This window comes from Streptomyces sp. NPDC054975 (assembly GCF_053609105.1).
In genome coordinates this window covers 1-5,028 of record NZ_JBSGWV010000099.1, presented here as the reverse complement: position 1 = coordinate 5,028, position 5,028 = coordinate 1, and the positions used below count along the sequence as shown (strand labels likewise).

General features: G+C 65.7%; 4 protein-coding genes. 1 reads left to right on the top strand and 3 read right to left on the bottom strand.

Going from position 1 to position 5,028, the window contains the following annotated elements; translation table 11 throughout:
• Nucleotides 1-233: 233 nt before the first annotated feature.
• The gene (locus ACWF79_RS34645; RefSeq protein WP_453732157.1) at nt 234-647 is read left to right on the top strand and encodes a hypothetical protein; all 414 of its coding nucleotides are present in this window, start codon (nt 234-236) and stop codon (nt 645-647) included.
• A gap of 85 nt (nt 648-732) precedes the next feature.
• Here the strand turns inward: ACWF79_RS34645 and ACWF79_RS34640 are convergent, their stop codons facing one another.
• The 3 genes from ACWF79_RS34640 to ACWF79_RS34630 are packed head-to-tail and all read right to left on the bottom strand — an operon-like array spanning nt 733 to nt 4,863.
• Nucleotides 733-1,284, bottom strand: coding sequence for a DUF6262 family protein (locus tag ACWF79_RS34640; RefSeq protein WP_453732156.1), 552 nt, complete (start codon nt 1,282-1,284; stop codon nt 733-735).
• Between the two features lies 1 nt (nt 1,285).
• Nucleotides 1,286-3,784 carry a tyrosine-type recombinase/integrase gene (locus ACWF79_RS34635; protein WP_453732155.1) on the bottom strand — a complete coding sequence of 833 codons (2,499 nt, stop codon included), beginning with the start codon at nt 3,782-3,784 and terminating at the stop codon, nt 1,286-1,288.
• On the bottom strand, nt 3,781-4,863 hold the full coding sequence (locus ACWF79_RS34630) for a tyrosine-type recombinase/integrase (RefSeq protein ID WP_453732154.1): 1,083 nt from the start codon (nt 4,861-4,863) through the stop codon (nt 3,781-3,783). The genes ACWF79_RS34635 and ACWF79_RS34630 overlap by 4 nt, the downstream gene beginning before the upstream one ends.
• Nucleotides 4,864-5,028 lie beyond the last annotated feature (165 nt).

Here is a 5,028-nt window from a genome sequence, read left to right as displayed (position 1 = left end):
CTTATCTAGATCTCGTCTCCATCTGTGCAGGTCATGAGCCATCGACCTTTGAGGGACGTGCGGTCAGGCGCGTCAATGCAGTGGGTCAATCGCCAGAGCCTCATTCTGAGCTCGCGAATGTGCAGAGCGAAAGCACAGTCGAACGTGCAGTGTGTGATCGGCGACGATAAACGGTCGACGAACGGAAGGTCTTGCAGCACCCTTCGGGGCAGAGCCCGACGACGAGGAGCAAGGTGATCACCCAGGGCGTGAAGATCGCAACGCGATGCGATGCCTGCGGCGGTGTGCTGACACGCGACATGGGCCAGTTCATCGACCGCGGACTCCTGTGCTGGGGGACTGAAGGTGCCTGCCAGTCATGCACCAACGCGTGGTGCGAACAGGACAGCGGCCGCGAGACTCCGGAGGAGATCCGCCAGGCGCTCCTGTCCGAACACGGACCTGCCCGGCTCCGCCTGATCGGGCCCGAGACAAGTCCGGTGGCCGTCCTGCGTGCTCTTCGCGAGGTGCATGGCTTGACGCTCACACAAGCAAAGGCCTTGGCAGATGAGTTGAAGACAACCGGGCTGATGGGAACGCTGGTCGAGATGGAACTCATCGCCGCCCGACTCCGGCAGCGCTCAGTCATGGCGGCGGTTGAGACGTGATCGGGACGCCGTCGCAGAGGTGGAAAAGCCGATCGCGGACCCCAGTGGCGAGGACTGGAGCGAACGGTGATCGGTAAGGGACTTCCTAACGCTGGCTCCCTTCCCGGATCATCTGTCGAAGGCTGGTGCGGGCTGCGGCCAGATCCCGCTCGAGTTCTTGAGCATGACCAACGAGCGGTCGGAGCTTGATCACCTCCTGTTCGAGCTTCCTGTTTGCTTCGGTGAGCTCGGCGATCCGCTCTGTGATTTCTCGGTTACTGATTTGGTCAAGCTGGTATCCGAGCTGCTCTCGCATGGCGGTCCGGAGCTGATCGCGTTCGGTTCGGAGTCCCCTGATCTCCTCGCGGGCCATGGCAAGGTCGGTGTGCAGGCTGGTGGTGCTTGCTCTGCGGCCCTCGGCGGCTGCGGTGACGGGAGCGTGTTCCTGCCGCCTAATGGCCGCCTGGACGTGTTCTCGGACGCCCTCGGCATAGACCAGCCAGGTCGACACTTGGGCAGCGCGGGCGACGGCGGTGAAGGAGATCGGCTCGCCTTCGCTCAGCATGCGCCGGATGGTGTCGAGCACGCGTTGGCGCTTGAGGAGGCTGGTCTGCCGCCGGGACTCGGCGAGGACGTCAGCCGGGGTTCGGGAAGCCATCTCACGCTTCCTTCTTGGAGACGGGGGTCAAGGGGAGGAGCTTGCGGTCGCCGCCGGCCCGGATCCGCCGGAGGACCGCGGAGGCCTCCTCCAGTTCCGTTCGCTCGTTGTCGGGCAGGGCTGCCATCCGGTCGCGCATCTTCGCCGCGACCTCTTCGTAGGAGCCGATCTGGGCGGTGAGGTTGTCGACGACGAAGGTGGCCGCGTCCATCGCGCGCGCCGTCTCGCGGTCGGCCCGGAGGCTGTTGGCGTGATCCTCGATCGCGGGCAGGTAGGACGGGTCAGGGCGGTAGAATCCGCAGCCTGAGCACTGGAAACGGATCGGGCATGCGTGCCCGCCGGCCTTGACGTTGGACGGCTCGGTGCAGCCGCCAAACGGAACTGCCACCGAACGTTGTTCGTAGGCGGTCGACGAGCATGGTCTTGAGGCCCCGTGCCGGTCGGTGACCATCAGGCTGAGTGTCCTGACCGCCTGGCGCTTGCGTTCCAGAGAGACCCGGTAGTAGCCCATGGTCGTTTTTGGATCGTCGTGGTCCATCAGGTCGCGGAGCACGTCGACCGGGGTGCCGGCGTCGGCATGCCTTTGGGCGAAGGAGTGCCGGAAGGCGTAGGGATAGACAAGCGAACGGTCGAAGGGGAGCACATTGCCCTCGGCGTCCAGGACGTCGCTGTCCAGCCTGTCCAGGGTCTTCACCCAGATCCGCATTCCGGCACTGAAGTTGTTGCTGACGAGGTGATCTGATCCTCCGGCGGAGGTGATCGCCGGGAACAGGTAGCGCTCACTGACGGTCGGGGCGTCCGGCAGGGCGTCGCGAAGGGCCTGCCATTTCTCGATCGCCGTGACAGTCGACGAGGTGATGGGCAGGCGCCGCCGCATGCGGCGGCCCTTGTGGTTGTTCCAGATCAAGGAGACTTCGTCGCGTTCACGTTCAAGGCAGTTGCGGGGCAGGGAGACGACTTCCAGGGGGCGGCGGCCCGAGTCCCGGAGGACGACGTAGGCGGTCTGGAACATGAGCTTCACCAGTGCAGGGTCCATCGCCCCGTAGGTGACGCCGGTCCCGAGGGAGGCGAGCTGGGCATCGAGTTGACGGATGACGTGCTCAGGAATCGCTTTGCCGATCTCGTCCTCGTTGGTGTCCTCGTCCGGGATACGGTGGAAGGGGCGGCGAATGAACGAGCCCGGGGCGTCCAGCAGGCCAGCCAGACGCCCGAAGTCGATCGTCTGGCAGAAGCCCGACCAGAGATCGCCGCGATATCCGGCGCCGACGCGACGTCCGTCCTGGTCGACGGCGGCAGCGATCTCGTCGAATGCCGCCTGCATGTGCGCGGCGTCCAGGGCGACTGTGTCGATGCCTCCGCCAGGCAGCCGGTTCATGCCCTGACCAGCGAGGACACAAGCCCTCAGCCATCTCTTGAATGCCGGGCCCGTAGGCCTCTCGGCCTCGGCCCGGCGCCGCAGAAGTTGGCGCAACCATGGCTGGTGGATCACCGCCAGGTCGACGCTGCCGAACTGTTCGCGTCGGCCGGAGCGGGTGGCGCCCTTCAGCCCTGCCGCCCGCAGGTCGAAGTGGTCCTCGCCGCGGGGATCGCGTCCGCTGAAGGCGACGTAACCCTGGTGGACCGACCAGACCAGCTGCCGGAGGACCGATTTCTCGTTCGTGGTCCGCATTCTCGGCTTCAGCGTGTCGGCCGTCAGCAGCAGGCTCGTTCCGGCAGCGAATGCCTCGTTGAGGATCGCCCGCAGCGTGAACGGAGGCATGGACGAGCCCAGCACGTCGCGCTGCTGGATCGCATAGGCCAGTTCCAGCCGCAGCAGCGGCGGAAGCTGGAGAAGGGAGAACTGAGCAGCGGTCAGCACCGGCGGTTGTTCCGCTGCCCATCTGCGAAGTTCTGGGGTGTCAGCCGTCCCCTTCAACCCGGCCTCCATCCGCCGACGCAGGTGGTAGGTGCAGATCGGACTCCGCTCGTGGACGCACCGATTCCAGCACCCACCGACCATGCACTCGGGTGGCGTGGGGAACGGCTTGACGCTGTATGTGTCGAGCCATTCGCCAACCGTGAACTTCCCCCCGCGTCGACGCCTGTGCCGTCGCCAGCTGTTGTAGTGGGCCTGGCAAAGCTTGTGGATGATGCCGACACGACCGCACCTCACCGAGCCACGAGTGACCTCGCAAAGGGCCGGGTCGTTGCCGCGCGGCCGGTCGGACGGACAGTATTGAACGTCGAATTCCGCCCAGGTCAGCCCACTCTTTTCGCGGCCGCGCGTGCAGCCGCGACAGCGGGCCCGAGAGCCGAGCACGGCCCGGCATCGAGGGGTGCGGCATCGCCAGATCGAGGTGCGGGGGCTGTCCAGGTCCCCGGTGAAGAGCCACCACTGCTGATCCCATTCGCCCGGTCGCCATGCCGGATCAATGTGATCGCCAAGCCACTTCTGCCAGCCCGCCCAGTCGACGCCGAACGGCGTGACGGCCTCATGGAGAGGGACGCCGGCCGCCGTCATTGGACACCTGCCGCAACGCGCTCGACAGCTTCGCGGCGCTCGCTGTCGGTGGTGTGCAAGTAGGGCTTGAGCGACCCAGGCCACTCGTGTCCGAGCAGGTCCTGGACAACGTCCCGGGGAACCCCGGCCCTGATCCACTCCGTCGCCGCAGTGTGACGGAGCATGTGCGGACGGGCAACGACTTCGCCCCACTTCGCCAAGCGGTCGAAAAGCTGCTTGGCGTTCGGGTAGCTCATCGCCCGCCCCAGCGGCGCGCGGAACAGGTTCACGAAGACCATGTCGCTGTCGGCAGCCTCAGGGACTGCCTCGCGCTCCCACTGGTAGTCCCGGTAGTAGCCAGCGACGTCCTCACTCACCGGGATCGTCCGGGACTTCCGGGACTTCGCCAGCGCGTTGTTGGCGTTATCCCGGCGCCGGTGAACATGAACGTGAGGGCCGCTGACATGGCAGCCCAGAAGGCGCGAGTCGGCGAGGAAGTGGACATCGGCCCGGCGCATGCCCAACGTCTCGCCGATCCGCATACCGGTCGCCCTCATCAGCACGATCAGGAAACGGTCACGGGCATTCCGAGCCAGCCGGATCATCAACTCCACCTGCTCCGTTGTGAAGCACTCGATGCCCGGGTCTGTCGTTGCGAACTTCAAGGTCCGTTCCATGACAACCCGCTCTCCACGGCCTTCTCCCGCGACCCCCCTCGGCAGAAACCGCAGGAACTTCGGCTTGACCACGGCCATGGCGACCTGCTCGGAGACCCAGCCCGGGCCGACACCGAACAGCAGAAACTGCGTCATCGTTCCCAGAATCGCGTTGGCGCTGCCGTCCCGCCGGAAGCGGATCGCCGACTGGTTCCGCCGGCCCCGCGGCGGCAACGGGACGCTCACCAGCCAGTCTCGGAACCGCACCAAGTTCTCGAAGCCTGGGTCCGACCAGCTCAGCCCCCGCTCGTCGCACCAGGTCAGATACAGGGCCAGCCGACACGCATAGTTCCGCTCAGTGTTCACCGACCGACCCAGGCCGCGTACCTGCTCGAGGAACGCGGTCGCCTCGCGATGGATCTTGAAGTCGCCATCGATGACCACCCAGGCAACCCTTGAGGAGCCCGGCAGCACAGCTTTCTCAGCTCGATAGATCACGCATGGGCTAACGACCCAAACAGCTCAGCGACCTATCAGATATCCATCAGTCACGCAGACGAAGGAACCCTGGCCTCACGTCCCTCACACCCGAGAACCACCTCTAGATAA